Origin of the sequence: Lysinibacillus sp. UGB7 (genome assembly GCF_049058285.1) — a bacterium.
Lineage (GTDB): Bacteria > Bacillota > Bacilli > Bacillales_A > Planococcaceae > Lysinibacillus > Lysinibacillus sphaericus_B.
The window spans coordinates 103,223-127,516 of sequence record NZ_JBMGUV010000006.1; the positions used below are offsets into that span (position 1 = coordinate 103,223).

At 36.8% G+C, this 24,294-nt stretch carries 30 protein-coding genes; 24 read left to right on the top strand and 6 right to left on the bottom strand.

Features of this window, described 5'->3' with window-relative positions; genetic code table 11:
• Positions 1 to 8 precede the first annotated feature (8 nt).
• Entirely contained in the window at positions 9 to 326 is a 318-nt protein-coding gene (locus tag ACOMCU_RS07700; RefSeq protein WP_421049816.1) for a YbjQ family protein, read from the top strand.
• A gap of 225 nt (positions 327 to 551) precedes the next feature.
• A complete protein-coding gene (locus ACOMCU_RS07705; protein ID WP_010859521.1) occupies positions 552 to 1,529 on the top strand; it encodes a helix-turn-helix transcriptional regulator in 978 nt (325 codons plus the stop codon).
• Between the two features lie 45 nt (positions 1,530 to 1,574).
• Here ACOMCU_RS07705 and ACOMCU_RS07710 read toward each other — a convergent pair whose 3' ends face one another.
• Positions 1,575 to 1,892 (bottom strand): hypothetical protein, encoded by a 318-nt coding sequence (locus ACOMCU_RS07710; RefSeq protein WP_421049817.1) that lies wholly within the window; start codon positions 1,890 to 1,892, stop codon positions 1,575 to 1,577.
• Between the two features lie 204 nt (positions 1,893 to 2,096).
• Between ACOMCU_RS07710 and ACOMCU_RS07715 the strand changes: the two genes are divergently transcribed.
• The 8 genes from ACOMCU_RS07715 (at position 2,097) to ACOMCU_RS07750 (ending at position 8,028) form a co-directional block, all read left to right on the top strand.
• The gene (locus ACOMCU_RS07715) at positions 2,097 to 2,408 is read left to right on the top strand and encodes a hypothetical protein (protein ID WP_421049818.1); all 312 of its coding nucleotides are present in this window, start codon (positions 2,097 to 2,099) and stop codon (positions 2,406 to 2,408) included.
• 351 nt (positions 2,409 to 2,759) lie between these two features.
• On the top strand, positions 2,760 to 3,272 hold the full coding sequence (locus ACOMCU_RS07720) for a TetR/AcrR family transcriptional regulator (protein WP_421049820.1): 513 nt from the start codon (positions 2,760 to 2,762) through the stop codon (positions 3,270 to 3,272).
• A gap of 102 nt (positions 3,273 to 3,374) precedes the next feature.
• Positions 3,375 to 3,797, top strand: a complete 423-nt coding sequence (locus ACOMCU_RS07725) for a DUF3995 domain-containing protein (RefSeq protein ID WP_010859517.1) — start codon at positions 3,375 to 3,377, stop codon at positions 3,795 to 3,797.
• A gap of 56 nt (positions 3,798 to 3,853) precedes the next feature.
• A complete protein-coding gene (locus ACOMCU_RS07730) occupies positions 3,854 to 4,465 on the top strand; it encodes a histidine phosphatase family protein (protein ID WP_421049821.1) in 612 nt (203 codons plus the stop codon).
• A gap of 343 nt (positions 4,466 to 4,808) precedes the next feature.
• Positions 4,809 to 5,102, top strand: a complete 294-nt coding sequence (locus tag ACOMCU_RS07735; protein WP_421049822.1) for a hypothetical protein — start codon at positions 4,809 to 4,811, stop codon at positions 5,100 to 5,102.
• Positions 5,103 to 5,475: 373 nt separating this feature from the next.
• The gene (locus ACOMCU_RS07740) at positions 5,476 to 6,306 is read left to right on the top strand and encodes a D-alanyl-D-alanine carboxypeptidase family protein (protein WP_421049823.1); all 831 of its coding nucleotides are present in this window, start codon (positions 5,476 to 5,478) and stop codon (positions 6,304 to 6,306) included.
• A gap of 199 nt (positions 6,307 to 6,505) precedes the next feature.
• Positions 6,506 to 6,646, top strand: a complete 141-nt coding sequence (locus ACOMCU_RS07745) for a hypothetical protein (RefSeq protein WP_421049824.1) — start codon at positions 6,506 to 6,508, stop codon at positions 6,644 to 6,646.
• 113 nt (positions 6,647 to 6,759) lie between these two features.
• Complete coding sequence (locus tag ACOMCU_RS07750; protein ID WP_421049825.1) at positions 6,760 to 8,028, top strand: polysaccharide deacetylase family protein; 1,269 nt, start codon at positions 6,760 to 6,762, stop codon at positions 8,026 to 8,028.
• A gap of 82 nt (positions 8,029 to 8,110) precedes the next feature.
• On the opposite strand, the gene gltS is transcribed toward ACOMCU_RS07750, so the two are convergent.
• Positions 8,111 to 9,295, bottom strand: coding sequence for a sodium/glutamate symporter (gene gltS, locus ACOMCU_RS07755; protein ID WP_010859512.1), 1,185 nt, complete (start codon positions 9,293 to 9,295; stop codon positions 8,111 to 8,113).
• Positions 9,295 to 10,257: a formimidoylglutamase gene (gene hutG, locus ACOMCU_RS07760; RefSeq protein WP_421049868.1), complete on the bottom strand. Its 963-nt coding sequence runs from the start codon at positions 10,255 to 10,257 to the stop codon at positions 9,295 to 9,297. The genes gltS and hutG overlap by 1 nt, the downstream gene beginning before the upstream one ends.
• A 128-nt stretch (positions 10,258 to 10,385) precedes the next feature.
• Here hutG and ACOMCU_RS07765 point away from each other — a divergent pair, with 128 nt between their 5' ends.
• The 7 genes from ACOMCU_RS07765 to ACOMCU_RS07795 all read left to right on the top strand — a co-directional run bounded on the left by ACOMCU_RS07765 (position 10,386) and on the right by ACOMCU_RS07795 (position 15,955).
• Positions 10,386 to 11,282 (top strand): LysR family transcriptional regulator, encoded by an 897-nt coding sequence (locus ACOMCU_RS07765; RefSeq protein ID WP_010859510.1) that lies wholly within the window; start codon positions 10,386 to 10,388, stop codon positions 11,280 to 11,282.
• Positions 11,283 to 11,502: 220 nt separating this feature from the next.
• Positions 11,503 to 12,738 (top strand): acyl-CoA dehydrogenase family protein, encoded by a 1,236-nt coding sequence (locus tag ACOMCU_RS07770; RefSeq protein ID WP_010859509.1) that lies wholly within the window; start codon positions 11,503 to 11,505, stop codon positions 12,736 to 12,738.
• Positions 12,735 to 13,511 carry an SDR family oxidoreductase gene (locus ACOMCU_RS07775; RefSeq protein WP_010859508.1) on the top strand — a complete coding sequence of 259 codons (777 nt, stop codon included), beginning with the start codon at positions 12,735 to 12,737 and terminating at the stop codon, positions 13,509 to 13,511. The genes ACOMCU_RS07770 and ACOMCU_RS07775 overlap by 4 nt, the downstream gene beginning before the upstream one ends.
• 11 nt (positions 13,512 to 13,522) lie before the next feature.
• Positions 13,523 to 14,569 carry a phosphotransferase family protein gene (locus ACOMCU_RS07780; protein WP_421049826.1) on the top strand — a complete coding sequence of 349 codons (1,047 nt, stop codon included), beginning with the start codon at positions 13,523 to 13,525 and terminating at the stop codon, positions 14,567 to 14,569.
• 443 nt (positions 14,570 to 15,012) lie between these two features.
• Positions 15,013 to 15,492: a DUF2975 domain-containing protein gene (locus ACOMCU_RS07785; RefSeq protein WP_010859506.1), complete on the top strand. Its 480-nt coding sequence runs from the start codon at positions 15,013 to 15,015 to the stop codon at positions 15,490 to 15,492.
• Between the two features lie 13 nt (positions 15,493 to 15,505).
• Complete coding sequence (locus ACOMCU_RS07790) at positions 15,506 to 15,724, top strand: helix-turn-helix domain-containing protein (RefSeq protein ID WP_421049827.1); 219 nt, start codon at positions 15,506 to 15,508, stop codon at positions 15,722 to 15,724.
• A gap of 15 nt (positions 15,725 to 15,739) precedes the next feature.
• On the top strand, positions 15,740 to 15,955 hold the full coding sequence (locus tag ACOMCU_RS07795; RefSeq protein WP_010859504.1) for a DUF3955 domain-containing protein: 216 nt from the start codon (positions 15,740 to 15,742) through the stop codon (positions 15,953 to 15,955).
• Between the two features lie 77 nt (positions 15,956 to 16,032).
• Here the strand turns inward: ACOMCU_RS07795 and ACOMCU_RS07800 are convergent, their stop codons facing one another.
• Positions 16,033 to 16,518, bottom strand: coding sequence for a tetratricopeptide repeat protein (locus tag ACOMCU_RS07800; RefSeq protein WP_421049828.1), 486 nt, complete (start codon positions 16,516 to 16,518; stop codon positions 16,033 to 16,035).
• Between the two features lie 98 nt (positions 16,519 to 16,616).
• Positions 16,617 to 17,018 (bottom strand): VOC family protein, encoded by a 402-nt coding sequence (locus tag ACOMCU_RS07805; RefSeq protein WP_421049829.1) that lies wholly within the window; start codon positions 17,016 to 17,018, stop codon positions 16,617 to 16,619.
• 289 nt (positions 17,019 to 17,307) lie between these two features.
• Between ACOMCU_RS07805 and ACOMCU_RS07810 the strand changes: the two genes are divergently transcribed.
• Entirely contained in the window at positions 17,308 to 17,883 is a 576-nt protein-coding gene (locus ACOMCU_RS07810; protein ID WP_036130237.1) for a helix-turn-helix domain-containing protein, read from the top strand.
• Positions 17,884 to 18,218: 335 nt separating this feature from the next.
• A complete protein-coding gene (locus ACOMCU_RS07815) occupies positions 18,219 to 19,448 on the top strand; it encodes a CynX/NimT family MFS transporter (protein ID WP_421049830.1) in 1,230 nt (409 codons plus the stop codon).
• Between the two features lie 458 nt (positions 19,449 to 19,906).
• Here the strand turns inward: ACOMCU_RS07815 and ACOMCU_RS07820 are convergent, their stop codons facing one another.
• The gene (locus ACOMCU_RS07820; protein ID WP_010859499.1) at positions 19,907 to 20,233 is read right to left on the bottom strand and encodes an antibiotic biosynthesis monooxygenase family protein; all 327 of its coding nucleotides are present in this window, start codon (positions 20,231 to 20,233) and stop codon (positions 19,907 to 19,909) included.
• Between the two features lie 237 nt (positions 20,234 to 20,470).
• Between ACOMCU_RS07820 and ACOMCU_RS07825 the strand changes: the two genes are divergently transcribed.
• From ACOMCU_RS07825 to ACOMCU_RS07845, 5 genes are all read left to right on the top strand, one after another.
• Entirely contained in the window at positions 20,471 to 20,692 is a 222-nt protein-coding gene (locus ACOMCU_RS07825; protein WP_421049832.1) for a transcriptional regulator, read from the top strand.
• Positions 20,689 to 21,948, top strand: a complete 1,260-nt coding sequence (locus ACOMCU_RS07830) for a DNA polymerase thumb domain-containing protein (RefSeq protein ID WP_421049833.1) — start codon at positions 20,689 to 20,691, stop codon at positions 21,946 to 21,948. Before ACOMCU_RS07825 ends, ACOMCU_RS07830 begins: the two co-directional genes overlap by 4 nt.
• 10 nt (positions 21,949 to 21,958) lie before the next feature.
• A complete protein-coding gene (locus tag ACOMCU_RS07835) occupies positions 21,959 to 22,291 on the top strand; it encodes a YolD-like family protein (protein ID WP_010859496.1) in 333 nt (110 codons plus the stop codon).
• Positions 22,284 to 22,631: a hypothetical protein gene (locus ACOMCU_RS07840; RefSeq protein WP_010859495.1), complete on the top strand. Its 348-nt coding sequence runs from the start codon at positions 22,284 to 22,286 to the stop codon at positions 22,629 to 22,631. The genes ACOMCU_RS07835 and ACOMCU_RS07840 overlap by 8 nt, the downstream gene beginning before the upstream one ends.
• A gap of 963 nt (positions 22,632 to 23,594) precedes the next feature.
• Positions 23,595 to 24,284, top strand: a complete 690-nt coding sequence (locus ACOMCU_RS07845) for a 4'-phosphopantetheinyl transferase family protein (protein ID WP_421049834.1) — start codon at positions 23,595 to 23,597, stop codon at positions 24,282 to 24,284.
• Positions 24,285 to 24,294 lie beyond the last annotated feature (10 nt).

A 24,294-nucleotide genomic window follows, 5' to 3' on the forward strand; every position in this document is an offset into this window, starting at 1 on the left:
GAAAGCGTATGTTAATGTCTACAACGGATGAGATAGTAGGAAAACACATTGAAGAAACACTAGGCCTAGTGAAGGGCAACTCTGTGCAATCCAGAAATGTCGGTCGTGATATGATTGCAGGGCTTCGCAATATTGTCGGTGGAGAAATGAAAGAGTATGCAGAAATGCTCGTTCGTTCCCGAGAAATTGCCACAAAGGTAATGGTACAAGAAGCGCAACAATTAGGGGCAAATGCGATAGTAGGTGTAAGATTTTCCACATCGTCTGTAATGGATGGGACTTCCGAAGTATTAGCGTACGGAACAGCAGTAAAATTAAAGTTATAACTTTCTCAAGGGCTTCAGTCAAATTGATTGAAGTCTTCTTTTTGTATTAATATTGTTAATTATGACAAAAAAGTGGTATTTTCAGTCTGTTTGAAGATGTTTTGTTGTTTAATTAGTATAGTACCAATTATACCAAAAATATAGAAATTTCATAGTTAAAAGGACTAATAGTGTCCATCTCGTTTTGTATAATGAGAGAGTAACTATGGAGAAAGAGTGGGATATATGGTGGATTCACAACAAAACAAAGGCTATCGTGTCATTTCAATGTTTGACAGACTGATGGATGGTCAAGGAATAAACAAAAAGCAAGAAGCATTTACACATAATGTTGGTGAAAAAACCATACAACGAGATTTAGATCAAATTAGAGCCTATATTGAACAAGCTAAATTAGATTGTCATTTAGAGTATGTGCGGACAGAAAAACTATATAAGCTTACGAATACAGGAAAAAAGATTTTATCGAAAGAGCAAGTGTTAGCGATTGTTAAAATACTAATCGAATCAAGAGCACTACTAAAATCGGAAATGAGTGACATTATAGATAAACTTATTTCTATTGTAGCTGCAGATAAACAAGAGTTTATTCATAATATAATTTTAAATGAGAAACACTTATACGTGGATTTAAATCATAAAAAGTCCTTACTGCATTTAATTTGGGCTATATCAGAAGCGATTCAAAAGAAGAAGTTGATTAAAATTGATTATTTACGAGAAGGCGAGACAATGCCTACAGAAAAAATCTTAAAGCCACTTGGCGTTATTTTCTCGGAATACTATTTCTATTTAATAGCTTATGATAGCAAGCATGAAAAGGATTTGCCTATTGTGTATCGTATTGATCGTATTCAACATTTCCTTGAGCTTGAGAAGAAATTTCAAATACCCTATTCAGAACGTTTTCAGGAAGGGGAATTTCGCAAGCGTATTCAATTTATGCACGCTGGAGAACTCATGCGCATGAAATTTATATTTACAGGCATATCGCCACAGGCAGTATTAGATCGGTTACCAACAGCTAAAATGTTGTCAAATAAAGAAGGGCAATGCATATTTGAAGCGGAAGTTTTTGGTCGCGGTATTAAAATGTGGCTACTTAGCCAAGGGGCGAGTATTGAGGTGCTGGAGCCTCTCGAATTAAGAGAAGAAATGATTGATATCATTCAATCCATGCAACAAAACTATCTGTATATATAAGAGATGAACCCGTGTATATTGGTACACGGGTTTTGCTATCTGTCCTCAAAATAATTCTTCGATAAACGTTAGATCCAAGTCATCTAATAGCTTGTAATCTTTCATATAATTTTCCTCGTACAAAAAAACATAGAGATGCTTTGAATCGTCAAGACGCATACCAATTGTCCGTTCATCATGAAGACGTAATGTTAGCCAATAAGCCTCTTTAAAGTCTGAGTTAGAAAAACGTACTTTTCGGAGTGGTTGCTCATTAAAATGTTGCATGATTTGATCAATCATAGCTGCATCAGTTATATTGATTGTTTTTTCGTCGGATGCTCGAATGATTTCAACTTCATCAATATGCTCTATTTCGAGCATTTCCAATACCTCCTTATCAAAAGTTGAATCTCTCGTTAATAGCATTGTAGATATGTAGAGAATGATGAGGGTAAGTAATATACCGGAAAGTATTTTATATCTTTTTTTCATGTGGCTCTCCTTAAATTCTGAAAATTCATTCTTATGTATTCCACTCCACGCTATAATTGAGCATATACTGAAATGATAAAGGATAGCAATTAAATGACACATAATTATGAAGAAAAAGAACTTTTTTATCCACATGGCATCGTCATGTATCGCGGAGGCGTCAAGAAAAATGTTTCAAGCTATGACATTTATGATGGCATGGGTACGATTTTTGACCAGGAGGGTGAACTATTATTCGAAGGTGAATTTGTCAATCATATGAAGCAGGGCAACGGCATTATGTATTTAAAAGGGCAAATCATCTATCAAGGGGAATTTATTCAAAATAAGAAACAAGGGAATGGCATTTTATATAAGGACGGTACTACTGTCCTTTTTTCAACGAAGGCAACTTGTTTTGTCTAATTTATAGACGATTTAACCCCTTTCTAAGTTATAATTTTTCTTAATGGAATTATTGCGTTTGTTTCATTCATCGGAAAAAAACAACTTTTCATCTCAAATGTTAGAATACTACGTTCATTCGTATCAAAAGAAAGTGTATCTAATAGTTTAAAACAACCTGAACGTATACTCTTAATCTTGTTTTTGAACAATTATACGGGTGATTATATTAACACTGTAATTAAACACAGCCTTTCTTTAAAATTCATGGACGTCTCCACATTGGATGAATTAAATTGACAAAGTTTAGATTAAGAAGTAATCTGATAAAAACATACGCTACCGTATCTTATATTAATGAGGAGGTGAATTATGCAATTAACAAGAGAAGACTGGGTAAAGGCTGGTTTACAGCAATTAGCCGAAGTTGGCATACATAAAGTTCGCATCGAAACACTTGCTCGTTCACTGAAAATAAGCAAAGGGAGCTTCTACCACTATTTTCGTGACCATCAAGATCTATTAAATTCGATGATAGATTATTGGGAAATACATGCAACGAAGCGGATAATTCATAGTATGGAACAAGAGGATTCCTCATTAGAACAACTTTTACGCATTAGCTTTAGTAGTAATAAGAAAATCGAGATTGGAATTTACGACTGGGCTAAATACAATGCACATGTGGCCGCGCGCTTAGTAGAAATTGAGGAACAAAGAATTTATTGCGTTGCAAAATTATATCAAAAAAAAGGAATAGGCGATTCACAAGCGGTAGACCGAGCGAGACTTGCTTATTTAACATATGTAGGGTGGATGACTAGGTTTGAAGCAAATCCTAATTTTGATATAGAAAAAATGTTTGAGCTATTAGTAAATATATGATTTTAAATGTCCCTAACAGTTGTATAGGTGTAGGGACAAATTTCACGCCGTAACATACGGAAGCGTATGTTTTATAAATAAAATGGCATTGGAGGAAAACAAATGAAATTGATTTTGACGTTATTAGCTGTCAGTATGCTATGCCTTATTAGTATGCTCCATGTTTATTGGGCTTGTGGAGGCCGTTGGAGTTCTACTGTTGTCATACCCGTTAAGGGAGGGGGAGATGGACTAGCTTTTGTTCCGAGGAAAACGGGGACACTATTGGTAGCAGTCCTTATTTGTATGGCAGCATTGCTGCTACTTGTACAAGGCGATTTTTTACAAAGCTTTCAAGCAAATATTATTTCTAGAATGGGCTGTATTGTTTGTACGGTTGTTTTCTTTATCCGAGCTATCGGTGATTTTAAATATGTAGGATTTTTCAAAAAAATAAAACATTCTCAGTTTGCTAGAAACGATACATGGTTTTATAGCCCATTATGTTTGTTCTTTGCTGCTGTATTTATGTTTGTACTGTTGTGAGTTTAACTGTACAATGCGATTAGTAAAACTTTGAGATTGAAAAGGGGGCGTCGTGAATGGATCAAATTATTTACTTACTTCGTCATGGGGAAACGCAATTTAATAAACAAGGACGATACCAAGGCGTGCTCGATTCCCCTTTGACGGATGTTGGAATAGAACAAGTTCGACAAAATGCTGACATGTTGAAAAGTTTAATCGGGAATCCTAATGATTGGAAGGTTGTTTCAAGTCCATTAGGTAGGGCCTTAAAAAGTACCGAAATTATTTGTGAAGCAATTGGATATGATGTTAAAAATGTAGCGAAGGACAATCGACTAACCGAAGTGGATGTAGGAGATTGGGCTGGGTTAACAACTAAAGAATTTGAAAACACATGGCCAAGCTTTTTTAACAATTCAGATGTCTATAATTGGTATTTTAAAGCTCCAAATGGAGAAAGTTATGATGCAGTTGTAAGTAGACTAACAGATTGGCTCGATAGCATTAAACATGAACCAAAAGTGCTTGCCGTTTCTCATGGTTTGACAGGGCGGATTTTACGTGGGATCTACGCTGGGCTAGAAAAGGACAATGCACTAAAGCTAGAAGTAGCCCAAGATGTGTTCTTTAAATTATCCAATAAGAAGATTAATCGAATTTCCTTAGAATTCGATGATTTTTATTAACGGTGACTACTCTTACATAATTGGAGACAAGTTTCGTTTCTAAATGTTTAACGAATTTGTCTGGGGGAAAACAACATTAAAAGGGTCTTCCGTATAGGAAGAGACCCCTTAAAAGTTAGCAATGATTTCTACGAATAGCGTCAATTTTTTGACAGTCTATGGTAAGTGGTTTATGCGTTTCTCCTAATTCTAGAAAGTGTGCACAGCAATTTCGCGGATCCAGGCTGATAAAAGTAAGAGCACAGAAACTAACACCACTCGATAAGAATACATCTACTAAAGTCCCGGGTTCTAATTTTCTTAATTGATTACAAACACAATTTTTACAATGGTTGTCATATCTATGATCGCCTTTATCGTCTTTATGGCTGAAGTGTTTGTCGTCTTCATATCGGCATTTATCTTCTTTATGACAGCGACATTTGTCTTCGTGGTAGTGTTTGTCATCTTTACGACAGCGACATTTGTCGACCTTGTATTTGTGAATGTCGATTTTATAATCCCATTGGTCGTCTTCATAATCGGAATGATTTTCAATAATACTGTATTTGTAGGCTTTATGACCTTTATCGTAATTGCAATTCATCACGTATCTTTTGTCCTCCATTGTCAACTTCCCTTCTTGATTGTTAAGTAAAGCCAGCACTTGCCTTACATCAGTAATCTATGTTTAGAAATTGGTATGTGGTTGGTAATATGTCCATTAACCAGAAGTTAATAATTACTCTTCTGGAAAATTAAAATGGGTCTGATTACTTAAAGTACAATGAATGCTATCACTTTGGAAATGTCAGGAGTACAACGAGGTAGACTATTACCTATTTCATTTGGTGAATAAACGAAGAAAAGAGCGACTAATGAATAGTAACAGCGTCCAAGGTTCGTCTATTGCAGTGAATTGAGAACGATCGATGATAACAACTTCTCAAGTTCTTAATAATTTCTTCATAAATTGCCAACAGGAATATTCAGATTTGTCCTTTATTATAATTACTATAGGGGGCGTTTTTTTGAAAAAATTCATTTTACTTTGTTGTATAGGTGTTGTGGCATCCTATTTTTATTTTAATAAACCATCGGAGCAGGCTGTAATTGAGCTACCTTCGTTACATAGTAAAAATGCTTTATTACTGAACGAAAATGGTGACGTGTTATATGAAAAAAATGCAGATGCCATTATCTATCCAGCATCGTTAACGAAGATAATGACGGCAATCGTAGCTATTGAGGCCAGTGAGGATCTTCAGATGCAAACTATGGTTGCACCACAAACAATTACGGAGTTTACTGCACAAAATGCCTCCATGGCAGGCTTTAAGGCAGGGGATTTAGTGACGATTGAAGATTTGTTATACGGTACATTACTGGCGTCCGGTGCAGATGCAACAGCTACGCTTGCGAATGTTATTGCCGGTAGCGAGGGGGAGTTTGTTGCACTGATGAATGATAAAGCTCGTGAACTGGGGTTAGCTGACACGCATTTTGCCAATACCAGTGGTCTACATGATGCTGCACATGTATCCAGTGTTCGAGATATTAGTCGGTTATTTCGTTATGCTATTGAAAATCCATATTTTTATCAAATTTTGACGACAAAAAGTTATACAACATATGTACCTGATGAGCTTACTATAGCAAGTACACTTTATTCTAAAATGCCAGGAGTTGCAGATGCCATTGTAGGGGGTAAAACAGGGTATACGCCAGAAGCGGGGCTATGCTTAGCCTCTGTTATCGAAAAAAATGATGCATTATTTATTTTTGTCACTACGAATGCATCGGGTCCGTGGACAACACCATTCCATGTTGAAGATGCACTTGCTGCATATGCTGCGCTATAGGTGGAAAAAATTTAAAAAAGTAGTAACTTTTTTTGTTCCCTGTATCGTCTTATTAACAGGGTGCGAAGTAAAGGTGCCTGAAATAGATAAGGTCACACTTGGGAGCCCTGTGCCGGCACGCGATCATCAAAATGTCAGTAAGATAGCTGGCACTGGGGGGATACAATCGACCAATTCAATTTGAGTGGGGAGGTGCTACGTGTTATTTACAAAACAGACAATGAATCATAGAGTAGGTGGTTTGCTCCCTCTATTTCAAGAGATGAAGCAATTGCTAAAGCTATTTTTATACCAAACGAAAACATCCATTAAACAATTTTCAATAACGGATTCTAGTTGATTTATACTATTTTCTGGAACAATCTATTCTTCTATAATAAAAATCAGATCCTATGTTTTGCGGATATTTCACATAGGAAAATGACAGCAGTGATTGTAAAAAGGCGGTGTAGAATGATGAAAAAATTTTTATCCTATGCTATGTTTTTGACATTTTTGATAAGTGTCGTAGTTGTAGGCCAAGCTACTGCAAATGCTGAGAGTTCATCAGTTATCCAGCAGGTTACAAAGGATGCCACAGTTTATGGTGAAGCTTCTACAGAAAGCGCCGTAATGGGTCATGTTGCACAAGGGAGTTTTGTGAAAGCTACACCATTTAATCAGGAATGGACACATATCCAAACACAACAGCTAGAAGGGTATGTGGCAACGACTACATTAACGAATCCTACGTCAGAGAAGTTAATTGTGGCAAAAAAGGGTGGCACGAGTTTGTTTACATATCCAAGTCCTAGCGCACAAAAGACAGGACAACTCTATGAAAACAGTACCGTTGTTGTGTATGGAACAGCACCTGGTGGTTGGTCTTTTGTCCAATATGGACATGAAACAGGGTATGCCGCAACAAATACTTTAAAGAAACCGACTCTAACTAAGAAGCGGGTAAATGCTGTTAACGGTGCCGCGGTCCATTTGACGGCTAGTCCAAGTGGTAAAGTTATTGGGACGATTGCTAATCAAACAATTGTGCAACACTATGCTACATTTGCAGGTTGGGCATATGTTGAAGCGGGCGATCAGCAAGGCTACATAAAGGCATCAGAGCTGGCGGATGTCATGATTCTTGATAACAAGGTATATAATAAAGGCGTTACCGTAGCGCAAGGTGCAAAAAAACGAGTGGCGTTAACATTTGATGATGGACCCGATGCAAAAGTAACCCCACAAATTTTAGCGATTTTAAAAAAATACGATGTAAAAGCAACCTTCTTTATGGTTGGTAAAAATGTTTCGAGAAACCCAGCGACTCTGAAGAAAGTTTATGAGGAAGGCCATGAAATTGGTAACCATACTTGGAATCATCCAAAGTTAACAACTTTAACGAAAGTAAATGTTAAACAAGAGGTTGACCGTACAAGCAATGCCATTTACGCTGCTATTGGACAATATCCAACAGTTTTCCGACCACCGTATGGAGCGACGAGTGAACAAGTGCGTGCTGTCATTACGATGCCTTCTATTTTATGGTCAGTGGATACGCTTGACTGGAAGCATCGTAACGCAGACAAAATATTAGCAAATGTCAAAGCTTCAGTGAAAGATGGAAGTATCATTTTAATGCATGATATCCACCAATCTACAGCAAATGGTCTTGAGAATGTCATTCTTTATTTACAACAGCAGGGCTATGAATTTGTAACCGTTAGTGAAATATTACAATAATTAAATACTATTAAGTTTAAGCTATATTAAGAGTTAAAAAGCCGTGCAATTGTCTGTTAAGACGAATGCACGGCTTTGCTTATTATTTAAATAAATTGATTGTTGTAATAATAATAGGGATGCCAAAGACATCGATTAAAAATGCACCTACAATCGGTACAACGATAAAAGCTTTTTTCGAAGGTCCAAAACGTTGAACAACGGCGGACATATTGGCCATCGCATTCGGTGTTGCACCTAAGCCATGTCCGGCAAACCCAGCAACCATTACAGCAGCATCGTAATTCTTACCGAGTAATTTAAATAATACAAATGTACTAAATAACACGATAAATAATACTTGCACAAAAACAATAACAAATAGTGGTAGTGCTAAATCTGCAATTTCCCATAGTCTAATGCTCATTAACGCCATGGATAAGAAAATACCTAGTGTTACGTCACCGATTAAAGAAATGCTTTTCATATTAATTGCGTCAGGTTTTACTTTGTCCAATATATTACGAACGAATACCGCCACAAACATCGCACCCACATAGCCTGGTAAGACAAAGCCTGTAGCTTCTGAGAATAATGTGCCAACATACGTACCCACAGCCATACAAAATGTAATTAGCAATACTTGTGTAAAGAATGAGTCTGATGTAATTTGTTCTTTTTTATTTTCGTAGTCAACTTCTTCTGTTTCCTGCTCGTCTGGTGTTAAATTATATTTACTCACTAAATATTTGACAATCGGTCCACCGATTAGACCCCCAGCTACTAAACCACATGTTGCCGCTGCTGCGCCGATTGTCATAGCTGATGAAATACCTAAATCTTCTAATGTTTGTCCAAATGCTGCTGCTGCACCGTGTCCACCTTCCATTGACACGGCTCCGGCCATCATACCGATTAAAGGATGAATACCCATAAGTGAAGCAAGTGATACGCCAATAACATTTTGCATAAGTGCTAGGAAGCCACATGCCAACCAATAGATGACTAAAAGTTTACCTCCTAGTTTCACAAGTTTAAAACTTGCACCTAAACCGATTGTTGTGAAAAATGTAATCATAAATAGGCTTTGTAAGGAAGTATCCAGCGTAATTTCTAAAACGCCAGTTGTCTTTAAAATTGTTGCTAACGCGGCGAAAAGTAAGCCGCCAACAACTGGAGCTGGAATACAGAAACGCTTTAAAAAATTTATTTTATTGATGAGCAAACTGCCCAATGCGAATAGTGCGACTGCTAAAAATATTGTTGTTATTTGATTAAATTCCATCATTAACCATTCCCCCTAAGTAAGTTATTAAGTGCTTCATAGACAAAGTAGGCACCTAATTTGACTGTTCGTCCATTCTCATCAAGTAATGGATTTACCTCACAAATATCAAAGGAATGTGTATTTGGATGGGAAGTCACTTGTTGAATTAGTGTACGTACAAATGTTGGATCGAGTCCAAACGGTGATGGGGCACTTACGCCCGGTGCAACTGCCGCGTTTAGTACATCCATACATAAAGTTAACAAAATATAGTCATGTCCATCCATAAATTGTTGCAAGTCATGGATTATTTGAGGTTTACTTTGTGCTGTTAGATGTTCTTCTAATACATATTTCACTTGTAGCTCGTGTGCCTTGTCAAATAACTCCTTGGTGTTACCGTATCGCTGGATGCCTAGCACAAAATAATCTGTATTTGCATCTTGCTCTAAAATCTGGCGGAACATGGTACCAGAGGATGGTTGCGTATCGTATGAACGTAAATCAAAATGTGCATCGATATTTATAATGCCGATTTTGGCCTCGCTTTGCAATGAAGCACGAACACCTAAATAATGTCCATATAGCGTTTCATGGCCACCGCCAAGTACGACACACTTCATTTTTTTCTTTCGTAATATTTCGACAATCTCGCCAAGCTCACGCTGTGCATCCTCTAAAGCATGATTTAGGCAAAGAATATTTCCGACATCGACAATTTGCTGATCCTCGTCAAATGTCCATGGCAAGCTTGCTAATGATTCGCGAAGTGCATTTGGCCCATTTGCCGCACCAATTCGCCCTTGATTGCGACGTACGCCTTCATCGCAGATAAAACCTACAATCCCCGCTTGGAGACTATCTGAAGCGCTTACATCATTAATAGGAATTCGAGTTACTTTTTGATGTAAGCGGAAACTGCTCGTATTTGTTGTTGAGTCTATTCGGCCTTTCCATTGTTTTTTATCTGTCATCGTATACATATCTTTATCAACTCCGTTAGCAATATTCATGTAGTGTAAATTCATTATATATTCGCACAATTATAATTACTAATATATAATTGTTATTAATCTATAGTTTTTAGCTATAAATATAGAGGAGTGTTGTTATGGATTTGAAACAATTGCAATATTTTATAGCGGTGATTGAACAAATGAATTACTCGAAGGCGGCAGAAAAACTGCATATATCTCAGCCTTCTTTAAGTAACGCTATAAAGAAATTAGAACAAGAAATTGGTTCACAATTACTTGAAAGAAATACGAGAAATCTTCATTTAACAGAAGCTGGCCAGCTGCTTTATGATAGAGCAAAAGTGATATTAAAAAATATGGAGATTTTAAAAATAGAAATGGACGAAGTTGTCGTGCATGGCACTAGTGAAATAACCATTGGCGTGATGGAATCTATCAAGCACTGGTTACCAAAAGTTATTACTGTCTATAAGAAGGAATATCCGCAGATGAAGATTCATTTAGTAGATATATTGGGCAGTAAACGTGTAAAAAAATCGCTTAGAAGTTATAAAACACATTTAATTATTACGAATCAGTTGATTGATGACGAGGATTTTGAAGTAAAGTGCTTATATGAAGAACGACTTGTTGCAGTTTTACCATTAAATCATCCATTAGCAGTAAAAGATAAACTGACCATTACTGATTTATGTAAGGAGCCTTTTATTATTAGTACTGAAGGTTTTCAAACGAGACAAGATATATTGAATACCTTTGAAAATGCAGGCAAAGAATTAACTATTCAATTTGAAATTGAACGTTTTGAAACGGCTGTGTCACTTGTTCGAGAAAATTTAGGTATTACCATTCTACCGGAAAATTATTTACAAGGGCCTACTGCGAAAACAATCGTACAAAAAGAAATTGATTGTCCAGCTTTACAACGAAATGTTTACTTGGTGTATTTGAAAAATCGACATCTTCCTTTTGCGATTCGTCAATTAATTGACGATATTAATCAATTCTTTAACAAGCGAAAAATGTTGTGAATGTTATTTCAATGAAACTTTATGTTCTATCAGCTCTTTTTAACCAACGACAAATCGGTGAGAGTAATTATGGTGTTTGTGTATGAATTTTCCCTTTATTTCAAATTTTTGTTTAATAGGTGATTGATTTACGAGAAATATAGCGGTAACATTTATTGTAAGAATAAGAATGAATAATCATTCATTTTAAATTCGATGTTTAATCAAAGGGGGCTTTCATATGAATTTTTCTTATAGCGAAAAAGTGGTAGCACTACAAGAGAAGCTAACGAATTTTATGGAGCAACATATTTATCCAAATGAAGCCGTGTATGCTGCACAAGTAGAAGCAATGGAGGATCGCTGGGGGGCAATTCCACCGATTATGGAGGAATTGAAGGCGAAGGCGAAGGAAGCGGGCTTATGGAATTTATTTTTGCCTGATAGCGAGTATGGTGCTGGTCTAAGCAATTTAGAATATGCACCGCTCTGTGAAATTATGGGGCGTTCTCTTCTCGGGCCTGAAGTGTTTAATTGCAATGCGCCTGATACAGGGAATATGGAAGTACTTGTGCGTTACGGTTCTGAACAACAGAAGAAGCAATGGCTAGAACCATTACTTCGAGGGGATATTCGTTCCTGCTTTGCGATGACAGAGCCAGCAGTGGCGTCAAGTGATGCAACAAATATTGAGGCAAGTATTGAACGTGATGGCGATGATTATCTATTAAATGGTCATAAGTGGTGGACAACAGGAGCTGGAGATCCACGCTGTAAAATTGCTATTTTTATGGGCAAACATAAAGATGCTACGAAACCAATCCATGAGCAACAGTCGATGATTTTAGTACCAATGGATACGCCAGGCGTTAAAATTGAGCGTATGTTAACAGCTTTTGGTTATGACCACGCACCAGAAGGACATGGTGAGGTTACATTTACGAATGTTCGGGTACCAGTAGAAAATATATTATGGGGTGAGGGTAAGGGCTTTGCCATTGCACAAGGTCGATTGGGGCCAGGCCGTATTCACCATTGTATGCGTCTGATTGGAGCTGCTGAACGTGCCTTAGAAGAAATGTGTGTACGAGTACAGGAGCGAAAAGCTTTCCATCGACCATTGGCAGACCAAGGGGTGATGCGTGAGCGTATTGCAGAATCTCGCATTGATATTGAGCAAGCGAGACTATTAACGTTAAAGGCTGCCTATATGATGGACACGGTTGGTAATAAAGCAGCAAAAGCTGAAATTGCAATGATTAAAGTTGTAGCACCAAATATGGCATTACGTGTGATTGACCGTGCAATTCAAGCATTTGGTGCCGCTGGAGTGGGACCAGATACAACCCTTGCTGCACAATGGGCAAATTCACGTACATTGCGTCTAGCTGATGGTCCAGACGAGGTCCATCGAAATACTGTTGCGAAGCTTGAATTGAAAAAGCATGCTACAAAACAAGAGGAGCTGGTGAAATGAGCGTACTAGACCTATTTAGTTTAAAGGGTAAAACGGCTATTGTGACTGGTGGAGGGCGTGGCCTTGGAGCGCAAATTGCACAAGGCTTTGCAGAGGCAGGCGCCAATGTCGTGCTGTGCTCACGTAAGGTTGAGGCATGTGAAGAAGTAGCAGTAGAACTAGCGGCATTAGGCGTACAAACACTAGCACTTGCATGTGATGTGACAAAACCGGAAGATGTTGCGCATGTATTGACAAAAACTATGGAATCGTTTGGCAGTATTGATATTTTAGTAAATAACAGCGGCGCATCTTGGGGCACACCAGCTGTAGACATGCCATATGAGGCTTGGCAAAAGGTATTTGATGTCAACGTCAATGGGACGTTTTTAATGAGCCAGGCAGTGGGAAAAGTGATGCTGGAACAGCAGTCTGGGAAAATTATTAATATCGCCTCGATTGCAGGGCTTGGTGGTACACTACCTGATTTCATGGATACGATTGGCTATAACGCAAGTAAAGGGGCAGTCATCACCTTAACGAAAGATTTAGCAGTGAAATGGGGGCCTTACGGTGTGAATGTTAATGCAATCGCACCTGGTTTTTTCCCAACGAAAATGTCACGCATTTTAATTGAGCGAGGACAAGATTATTTAATGGGGGCCACACCGTTAAAACGCTTAGGTTCGGAAAATGATTTAAAAGGGGTTGCGCTATTTTTAGCGGCGGCAGCTTCAGACTATGTCACAGGGGATGTCATTGTCGTGGACGGTGGCATGAGTGCAATCATTTAAGGAGGGCTATCATGGATACGATGCAAGTAAGGGCAAGTGAACGGATTGATGCAGAAAGGCTGCATGCATTTTTAAAGACACAGTTTCCAGACTTACCAGAGGGCAAGCTAGAAATTACGCAATTTAGTGCCGGTCATTCAAATTTAACCTATTGTCTGAAAATCGGGGATTTTGAAGCTGTTTTACGGCGGCCACCTCTTGGACCCGTTGCGAAGAAGGCGCATGATATGAAACGTGAATATACGATTCTATCAGCGCTACATCCATTTTTAGCTACGGTGCCAACACCTTATGTCTATGTCAATGATGAGGCCATAATCGGTAGTGATTTCTTCTTAATGGAACGCAAAAAGGGCATCGTACTTGACACCCGCTTTCCGTCTGGAACCGAAAATACAGAAGATTTAGCACGCCAGTTGTCTGAAAAGATGGTCGATTCGCTTGTTGCACTGCATGCCATACCATATGAAGAAACGTCATTAAAAGACATGGTGAAGCCACAAGGATTTATGCAGCGTCAAGTAGATGGCTGGATAGAACGTTATGATAAGGCAAAAACGTCACACTTTGCAGAAGTAGAAGCGCTAACGACTTGGTTAAAAGAAAATGTCCCAACGAATGAGGAGGCGACAATTATTCACTACGATTACAAGTTGAATAATGCAATGTTTTCCGAGGACTATAGTGAAATGATTGGGCTTTTTGATTGGGAAATGACAACTGTTGGGGACCCATTAGCAGACCTTGGTGTAGCATTGAGCTACTGGATGCACGCCGACGATCCAAAAATGCTGCTGTACGCACTTGGAGAGCCACCAATTACGATTTTACCTGGATTCTATTGTCGGGAAGAATTCATTGCACGCTACGCGGAGAAAAGTGGGCGAGATGTCTCAGCAATTAATTATTATATTACATTTGCATACTTTAAATTAGCAGTGATTTGTCAGCAAATTTATTATCGATATGTGAAAGGGCAGACGCATGATGATCGCTTTGCACAAATGGATAAGATGGTAGCTGCACTCATTAAACAAGCATCTAAAGCCATTAATTAAGACGATAGAATGAATTTCTAATGAAATATTAATAGATAAAGTACGGTTGCTCGTTACTGAGCAACCGTTTTTTATAAGCACTAATTACAGATTATCCGACGTTAATAATATGATTTTTCAATCAGCTATTCGCTCCAAATTACTTCTTACAACCTTATCCTTTCACGAAAAAGTACTAAGAGAGAGCGAATGCTTGTTCTTATTTTAGCATAATTTACTCACTTTACAAGCATTTTTCGGTAAATGACATAGATTTGAAACGAATGATTCAAAAAGAGGGGACATCTATGCTGAGGGATGATGTTTTTCCAGTAAGTTCTAGCATACCGAAAAAACAACAAAGTAAAGAACGATAATTATTTATTGTTTCACGATAAAAAATTATTGACTTATTATGTTTTTGTGTTTAATATAGCAATAGAAAGTTATCAAGGAGGTGCTACATGAAGCAAAAAGAATTATCAAGGTGGTTAAAATTGATAATTGTGTTTTGTGGATTATTTGGTTTACTGTTCTGCATCTATATTGGACCAGAAACCGGAAAAGAGCTTTTGGTGGATTCGCAAAATTTAATGGAATTGTATAAACCTTTTGTTGCATTTATCTGGATAACAGGCATGCCGTTTTTTATTGCATTGGGTTTAGGATGGAAAATCTGTGCGGATATTGCTACGGATCAGGATTTTACAGCCAAGAATGCAGATCGATTAAAAATAATAAGCATATTAGCGATGACGGAAGGTGTTTTATATGTAGCTGCTCTACTTTACCTTTTCGTGGTTGGAAGTTACCACACAAATGTCTTAGTTGTTCTGTTACTCATTCTATTTTTCGCAGTCATTATTGCTGTTTTTACTTCCATGCTTTCCTATTTAGTGAGAAAAGCTAGTGAGATAAAGCAGGATAATGAGCTAACGATTTGAGGTGCAGTAAATTATGGTGATCATTGTAAATCTCGACGTCATGTTAGCAAAAAGAAAAATGAGTGTTACAGAATTATCGGAAAAACTAGGCATTACAATGGCTAACGTTTCTATTTTGAAAAATGGTAAAGCGAAAGCTGTCAAATTTTCAACTTTAGAAAAAATATGTGAAGTTTTAGACTGTCAACCAGGTGACATATTGGAATATAAAAAAGATGAAATAAATGATTAATGGAGGAAATATAGTATGAAAAAATATCTAATCGCTGCTACACCAATCCTTTTAGGAATAATTTGTTTTGCTGCTAATGCTATAATCGGGAGTGAAGTAGCACCAGACGGTACTTTAATAGAACCATTTTTCTTAATACCGGTGGGCTACCTATTATTCTTTACAGGGATTATTTCATTATTATTTGTAGCTATCTTTTCAACTGCTAAAAAGATAAACATTGCTAAATAAAAAAGAAAAAAATCAGGTTCTCATAAGTGAGCCTGATTTTTTGCTACTGAAAAGCTTATTTTTGCTATCGAATTTTATTACGCCCAAGTTTGATCTAGCTTATCACTGTAAAATTGAATTGCTTTACTATATTGTTGTATGCCCTCATCATTCGTTGTGAGTATCAAACTATTTAATAATGTTTCCATTGCCTTTGAAAATTCACCGAGATTATAAAGTGTCATTGCGTGGAAGACCTTGATGTGCTCAGCTTGTGGAAATTCTTCTATCGCTTGTTGAAAAACTCGTTTTGATTGCTCATAGTTACCTAATGTTCGATATGTACTACCTAATCCTAAATAAGCGCCTTCTAAATCTTCTCTTTCTAGACCTATATGAATCGCTTTTTCATAATGTGGAATGGCCTCGGTTTCTTTCCCTAAAGAATCATAGATCCATGCACAATGATAGTGATACAAGGCATTGTCGGGCTCTTTCTCAACTAACTTTAAAATCAATGCATTTGCTTTCTCAAGCTGTCCATTTTTTCTAATGGCTATTATATAATTTAATTGATTATCCATTGTATTCATCCTTTATATTGTCTATTTTTGGGCTGTGATCACACATGCATTGTACAAGGAATATGTAATTGAGCTTGTCTGTTACCGCATATGAAGATTCATTGACCAGGATGAAGGATGTTACAAGCACTGAAAGTATTACCATCAGGATCCTTAAAACTGAATCCTCCATAGCCAGAATCATGGTTGATATTGAGTGTTGCTACTTCAACGTTCTTCTCTTTAAGCCAGTTGTAAAAGCCCTTTAGGTCAGGTGTATAGAAGTCAATTATGCTGTGGACCACAGCATTGTTTGTGTTTTTAAAAGATAAACTAACGTTTTCTTCAGTTTGGACTAAGTAGAGGGTAGGTACGCCTTTTGTGCTAAATGTCAGCATGGCAGATTGCGCTGCTAGAGAGTGTGTTTTCACGCCTAGAATTTCACTATAAAAATTGATAGCGTTCTTTAGATTTGTTACAGGTATCTCTATTGTAGCAATATGAGTAATAAACTTTGTCATTCCGTAACCTCCTTTTATTTTATAATTCTACTAGTTATTTTAGAAATCCTTCTTTGCTTTTGGTCAAGGAAATGTAGGTTTGCAATAGCGATTTAAAGTATGGGGGAAAGGAGTCACTGCAAATGCCGATTTGGATTTTTTGATGTAATTTTAAATATAGTAGTATAAGCTTTTTGTTTGTATTATCTATCATAATGTATAATAAGGTTTACTTATAATTTTTTAGTCAACAATAGTACATAAAACTACGTTTTCATTTTTTGTAATGGATTTTAAAAGGAGAACTAAAATGAGCATGGGAACTGATGATCACAAACAAGTTGTTTTACAAGTCGGCGCTGTACTAAAAAAACTCCGGAAAGAAAGGCAATTAAGTCTTGAAGATTTATCAAAAATTTCTGGTGTAAGTAAGCTAACACTAGGAAATATTGAGCGTGGGGAAACCAATCCAACATTAGGTATGTTGTGGAAAATTTCGAAGAGCTTATCTGTACCACTTATGGAATTATTCGCTACTAACAACAGTGTGAATCTCTCTAGAGCTGGTCAAGGATTAAGTATTTCTGGAGAAGAGAAGAACTGGCTAATTGAGCCGATTTTTCAAAATGTAAGCAATGAAACTGAAATGTTTAGAGCCTACTTACAACCGAATAGCTCCTACTATCCGGAAAAACACCATCCTAATACGACAGAACTCGCTACAGTCATGTCTGGAAAAATTACCATCAATGTTAACAACGAGTCATACATACTGAATGAATATGATTCTATTAGTTTTCGTGCAGATGGTACACATTCATATATCAATAATTCTCATGATGTTGTTGTCCTCCATATCATATTGAAATATGCACCGAGTAATTAAATCATTTATCAGCGGCGTTGTCCAAGTATGGGCTGTCCTAAAAGTAAAAATAGCATGCTAGGGGTAATGAAGTGACTCCTGGTATGCTATTTTTACTTTAAAGGTAAAAATCTACATAGACTCCTGTGTGAAAGCCAGTGGTCCGTGCATTGTCCGCAGCAAGCGTTGTGGATTTTACCTCTAAGTGAATGGAGATCGTTTTTATTCTTATTGATATATTTTAATATACTCTATTTACTTTAAAATATATTATAGTATACTTTATAGGGTTGTAAGTTATAATCAGAGCAATGCATGCCAACATTTGAATATGTGAAAATAGTAGGAGGAAAATCATGAATCAAATTAGTAAAAATCAAGATATAAAATCAAACGAAGTTATTCATAAATCATCGGTATGGGTGATGATTGTAGGCATCATTTTTATTGCAACCAATTTACGGGCTCCTTTAACCTCGGTAGGTCCTTTAGTAGGTATTATTAGAGACAATCTGCATCTTTCCAATACATTAGCAGGTATGATTACTACGTTACCTTTACTGGCTTTTGCACTTTTTTCACCTTTCGTGCCTAGATTAGGACGAAAATTTGGAGTGGAATTATTTATACTAATTTCGGTTATTTTCCTTATGTTTGGTATTATTTTACGTTCTCTATCAGGAGTGGCTACTTTATATGTTGGTACAGCTCTTCTTGGATTAGCGATTGCCATCTGTAATGTATTACTACCTAGTCTTATTAAACGAGAGTTTCCGACACAACTGGGCTTAATGACAGGTGTGTACTCCATCTCTATGAATTTATTTGGCGCAATGGCTTCGGGGATTAGTGTACCTATTGCAGTTGGCTTAGGCTTTGGGTGGCAAGGTGCACTGGGAATTTGGGGGATTCTGAGCTTTGTATCCATTCTATTTTGGTTACCTCAAATAAAACGTAGGAAGGAAAGAGCAACATCCTTTCCAAATCAAAAGGCTGGCGGTGGAGTAAGTTTATGGCGTTCAGCTCTTGCGTGGCAAGTAACTTTGTTTATGGGTTTACAATCTATGGTGTTCTATGTACTTATCGCATGGCTACCTGAAATTTTAAAGCAACAAGGAATAAGTTCTCATCAATCGGGCTGGTTACTTTCTATTATGCAGCTAGCTTTACTACCATTTACATTTATAGTTCCAATCATTGCAGGACGTATGTCCAGTCAGCGTTCATTAGTTACCATTGCGTCAACGTTGCTTTTAAGTGGCACACTTGGATTACTTTATGGAAGCTCGAATTTTATTGTTTTGTGGATTATTTTACTAGGCATTGGAGGAGGTTGTGCGTTTGGATTATCCATGATGTTTTTTGGCCTGCGTACAGAAAATGCCTATCAAGCGGCGGAATTATCAGGTATGGCACAATCTGTGGGCTATTTGCTTGCTGCTACTGGTCCAACGCTCTTCGGCTATCTGCATGATGTAACTAATAGCTGGACTATTCCATTACTACTATTGGTTTGCGCGTCAATCTTGCTCTTTATATTTGGTCTAGGTGCGGCTAGAGATCGGCAGATTGGTTCTATAAAATAGTAAGATATTTAATTTGAATAGAAACGCTCAAAAGGTTCCTCAATTATCAACTCACTAGATTGCACATACAATTGAAAACATTATTGCACCAGTAGTGTCGAGTAATAAGTACGAAAAATGGACTAAGAAGCTGTTTGGCTTCTTGGTTTTTTTAATGTTTAAAATTTATTTTGGTAGGAAAGTTGATAGCTCACTTATAATCAAAAGAAAAAAACTCACTGTCTTTGGGAACCCAAACAGAACGTTCCAGATTTTGTACTTTCAGAAGCTTTCTAAGGTGAACTCCGTTCAAATGAGGATGGAAATAGACCTTTTACCCCAGTGGAATAGTAATCTGTCTCTTTACAGTAAATGGAGCTGAGACTTTTGCTTGGCATTTTGCACACTAGCTGGCATGTCAAAATCAACAGGATTGACTTCAGTGCTGAATTCAATCCTGCATTTTCAAGGTTGACACCTTACATTTCAAATAGATAATCACGTTCAACTTTACAAACGCGTAATGCAAATCGACTATACCACTCTTTTTTGCCGCGCTCTTGAGCTACTTGGTGAGCTGCATGCTCTTTCCAAGCAGCAATATCTTCAAGTGTTTCCCAGTAAGAAACAGTGATGCCTAAATTGGTATCTCTTGCGCTTTCGACACCTAAAAATCCTCTTTGTTTACTTGCCAATTCGTCCATTTTTGTCGCCATTACTCCATAGCCATTGTCGTCTGCTGTTCGCTCAGAAGCAAAGACAACCGCATAATAGGGTAATTTATATGTATTTGCTAAGTTGCTCAATCTAACCAGCTCCTTACTGCCCGATATTCGAGTGAATTTAACATTTATTATAATCTCTAAATCAACAAGATGTATAGCAAATTACACGTGCATATAAACGCAGACAATAACTCATTGTTATCTGCTACTGAATGGATGACAAGTATTTAGTAAAAATTACCACTTCTAAAAACGAACGTACGTGCGTATAATACAAGAACAAAGGTTCTTATTTTATGTAAAGAAGGAGCAGCTGGCATGAAAGAGCAACTGGTAAAAGCAATGCAACGTGGACAGTTCATTAACATGATATATGTATCAAAGTCGGGTGAAATCACAAAAAGGCGTGTGAAAATCATTAAAGTTGTTGGTGAATCCTTTGCAGCATTTTGTTTTACAAGGCAGGCAACGCGTACTTTTTTGATTAGTAATGTTCTAGCCATTATTCCTTTTGTTAGCAAGGGGCGTGAAGTTGTATGAATTACGAGGATATGCCAAATCGACCTATTATGTGCATTGATATGAAATGTTTTTACGCCAGCTGTGTAGCAATGTTACATGGGCTAGATATTCTTGAAACTCCAGTTGCAGTAGTAGCAAACTTTGACCAACCAGGTAGCGTAGTGCTTGCTGCATCACCCTTGATGAAAGAAAAATTCAAAATCAAAACTGGTAGAAGGCGTTATGAAATACCTAAACATCCTGACATTAGATTGTTTGAGCCTAAAATGAGTTTCTTTATTCAAATGTCGATGACGATTACAAAATTGATCTCTAATTACGTACCGGTTGATGCTATACATGTGTATAGTGTGGACGAAAGCTTTGTTGATTTAACTGGCACTAAAAACCTATGGGGATCACCAGAAGAAACAGCAAAAGAAATACAAAGGGCTATTCTTGACCAATTTAATGTACCTAGTGCAGTAGGTATGGGACCAAATATGTTAATAGCCAAATTAGCTTTAGACCTTGATGCAAAGAAAACAGGATTTGCTAGATGGACTTATGAAGACATTCCTAAAAAATTATGGCCAGTACGTCCACTATCCGAAATGTGGGGAATCGGTAAACAAATGGAAGCAAATCTAAATGCTATAGGAATACAAACAGTCGGTGGTTTGGCTAATACAGATCTAAAAGAATTAGAAAAGCGCTTTGGTGTAATGGGCAATCAACTCTATTACCATGCATGGGGAATCGATTTATCCACATTAGGAGAGCCGTTAATAACAAACGGAGCTTTAAGTTTTGGGAAAGGCCAAATGCTGATGAGGGATTACCATACACGTAAAGAAGTCTCTGTAGTGCTTTTAGAAATGTGCGAGGACGTAATGAAGCGAACACGTGATGCAGGGTTCGTCGGCCGTACAATTAGTATTGGTCTTTCTTATAGTAGAAATGCTATGACCAAAGGATTCCATCGATCTAAAACAATTGCAGTACCTACGAGTGAAACGCTTGTGATGTATAAAACTTGTATTGAATTACTAGATGAGCACTTTGTGGGGGAACCAGCTCGGCAGTTATCAGTTAGAATATCCAATCTTGAAAGAGAGCATAGTATCCAATTGGATTTATTTGATGAACGTAAGCCACAACGTCAAATCATTGGTCCTACAATGGATGCAATCCGCAATAGATTTGGAGCAACATCTATTTTACGAGCCGTTTCTTTCACAAATGCTGGTACAGCTATCAATCGAGATCGCTTAGTGGGTGGTCATTTAGCATAGGAGTGATTTGATGATACAGGATAGAGGAAATATTAAATGGGCATCGATGATGTTGCCGGAGCATTTGGAGCTTCTTAGAGTGTGTAAACAAGAGCGCACAGAACAGCCAAGAGAATTGACTGAGTGGGAACTGGAAGAACTACAGAATACAATCAATCAAGCTTTAAATCAGCAATTGGACATAAAATTAGAAGTGTGGAAAGACTACAAAATCACACAATGGACTGGAATAATTAAATCGATTAATACTAATGAACTCATACTTGAAACACTACTTAAAACGAAAAGTATTCCAATCCAAAGTATTCAATCAGCTCAACTGGATGCTGATTATTATGATTAAAGCCGACGAAAGACAGTTACTTCATAAGTATCTTTTGTTAGAACTAGCAGTTAAATCATTGCAGATTGACTATCGTAAATTAGAGCAGTTTAAAATGAAAACGGTATTTCTTCCAATGATGGATTCATTGCTAAAGGATCTACGACAAGAATATGTTAACCTCAAACGAGAACTTGCACAAAAGCGTATACGAGTAGTAGGTTGGCAACCAGTAGATGAATATTTTAGTGACGTGCAGGTTGCCACTGCAGGCAATGATGTAGTACTCCGTTATGCTAATCAAGCTCTTAAATCACAAGTGGAAAGGCTATTGATTAATCATATAAGCAATAACAAATGACAGGTACTAGGCCTGTTTTTTGTATTAAAAAAGCCACTCATTTTGAACTGCACCCCAAAAGTTAGACCAAAATCTAACGATTGGGGTGTATGTATTTTTGGCAAAGTACGATTATGAGTTTAAAAAGAAAGTTGTTGAAGCTTATTTTCGAGGTGAGGGCGGTTATAGACATTTAGTTCTTCAATTTGGAATTTTAAGTCATGGAGTGGTTAGGTACCGTTGGAACCGTTGAGAAAAATCGTATTCATGGCCGATCCTATATATCCATTCCACATTAGAAATTGACAACGGATACCTCTAAATTCAAGTATTTCGTTACTGGAGAAGATGGAAAAGTAGCCATTCAGAAGGCTTATTTAGACGTCTATCTAGTTATGTTTAACGGTGAAATCATTTCCTATCGATTATCTGAACGACCGAACGCACAAGCAATTCATCACGCTCAACTAGAAGCAATAGAACGAACATCCGATTGCTCTTATCGTCGAACCTTTCATTCAGATCGGGATGGGCATATCAGATGAAACTATGGTCATTCGCACAACTAAAGATTGGTAAAATCTGTTATAAAAATACAAATATAACAGGTTTCATCACAAATAACACCCTAATATTTTTAAAATAAACACAACTGTTTATATATGTGAAAATAGTATGATTTTGTTCTAAAAGGATTCCTGTATTGGATAAATCCTTTTTTTTGCGATTTTAAATATTGTTAACGAGATTTTGTGTAGATATCATAGACGCAGATTACTAAATGGTAAATATAACATAATTGGTATTTTTTATAATTAATGGTAGGTTATATGTTGACTATTTAATTTATGGTGTTTAATATTATAAATGTAAAATTTGTTTACTGATAGAAATAAAAAACTATATTGGTATTTTAAGTAAGTTCGGTGAAATGATTTAATTTTTTAAGTGGAAGTTTGGGAGAAAATTTTGGGGGCGTGATAGGTGATAGAAATTTATTTAATTAAAGTACCTACAGATATTTCTAATTATTCCGAATTAATGAATTTCGTATGTTCAAAAAAAGCAAGGAGAATAGCATCATACTCAAATAAAATAGACGCATACAGGTCCTTAATATCTGAATTGTTAATGAAATATTTATTGATGAAGAATTTAAAATGTAATCATTCAGAAATAAATATCCGAACGAATACATATGGGAAACCATACTGTACCAATGGGGATTTTGGATTTAACGTTTCTCATTCAGGTAAATGGGTCGTAGGTGTGATAGGAAATTGTGAGGTTGGAATTGATATTGAAGAGATGAAAGGTGATTATGATGATGAAATAATTAAATATTACTTTTCTAGTATAGAATATCACTCATACATTCAAACTCCAGCTGAAATGAAAAAAGAACATTTTTACAATTTATGGACTTTGAAGGAAGCTTTTGTCAAAAATATTGGATTAGGTTTAAGCATTCCTTTAGATTCTTTCTCTATCGAAACTGCTAATAATGAAATTTCAATTGAACAAAATATTGATCCTTATACCTATTATTTCAAACAATATGACATGATTAACGGCTATAAAATTTCTGTATGTAGTAAAATGAATGAATTTCCGTCAGAGGAACAACTAAAGATAAAAGAGTTTTCTGTATTAGAGAAAGAGTTTTTTGAATAATCTGAAATTG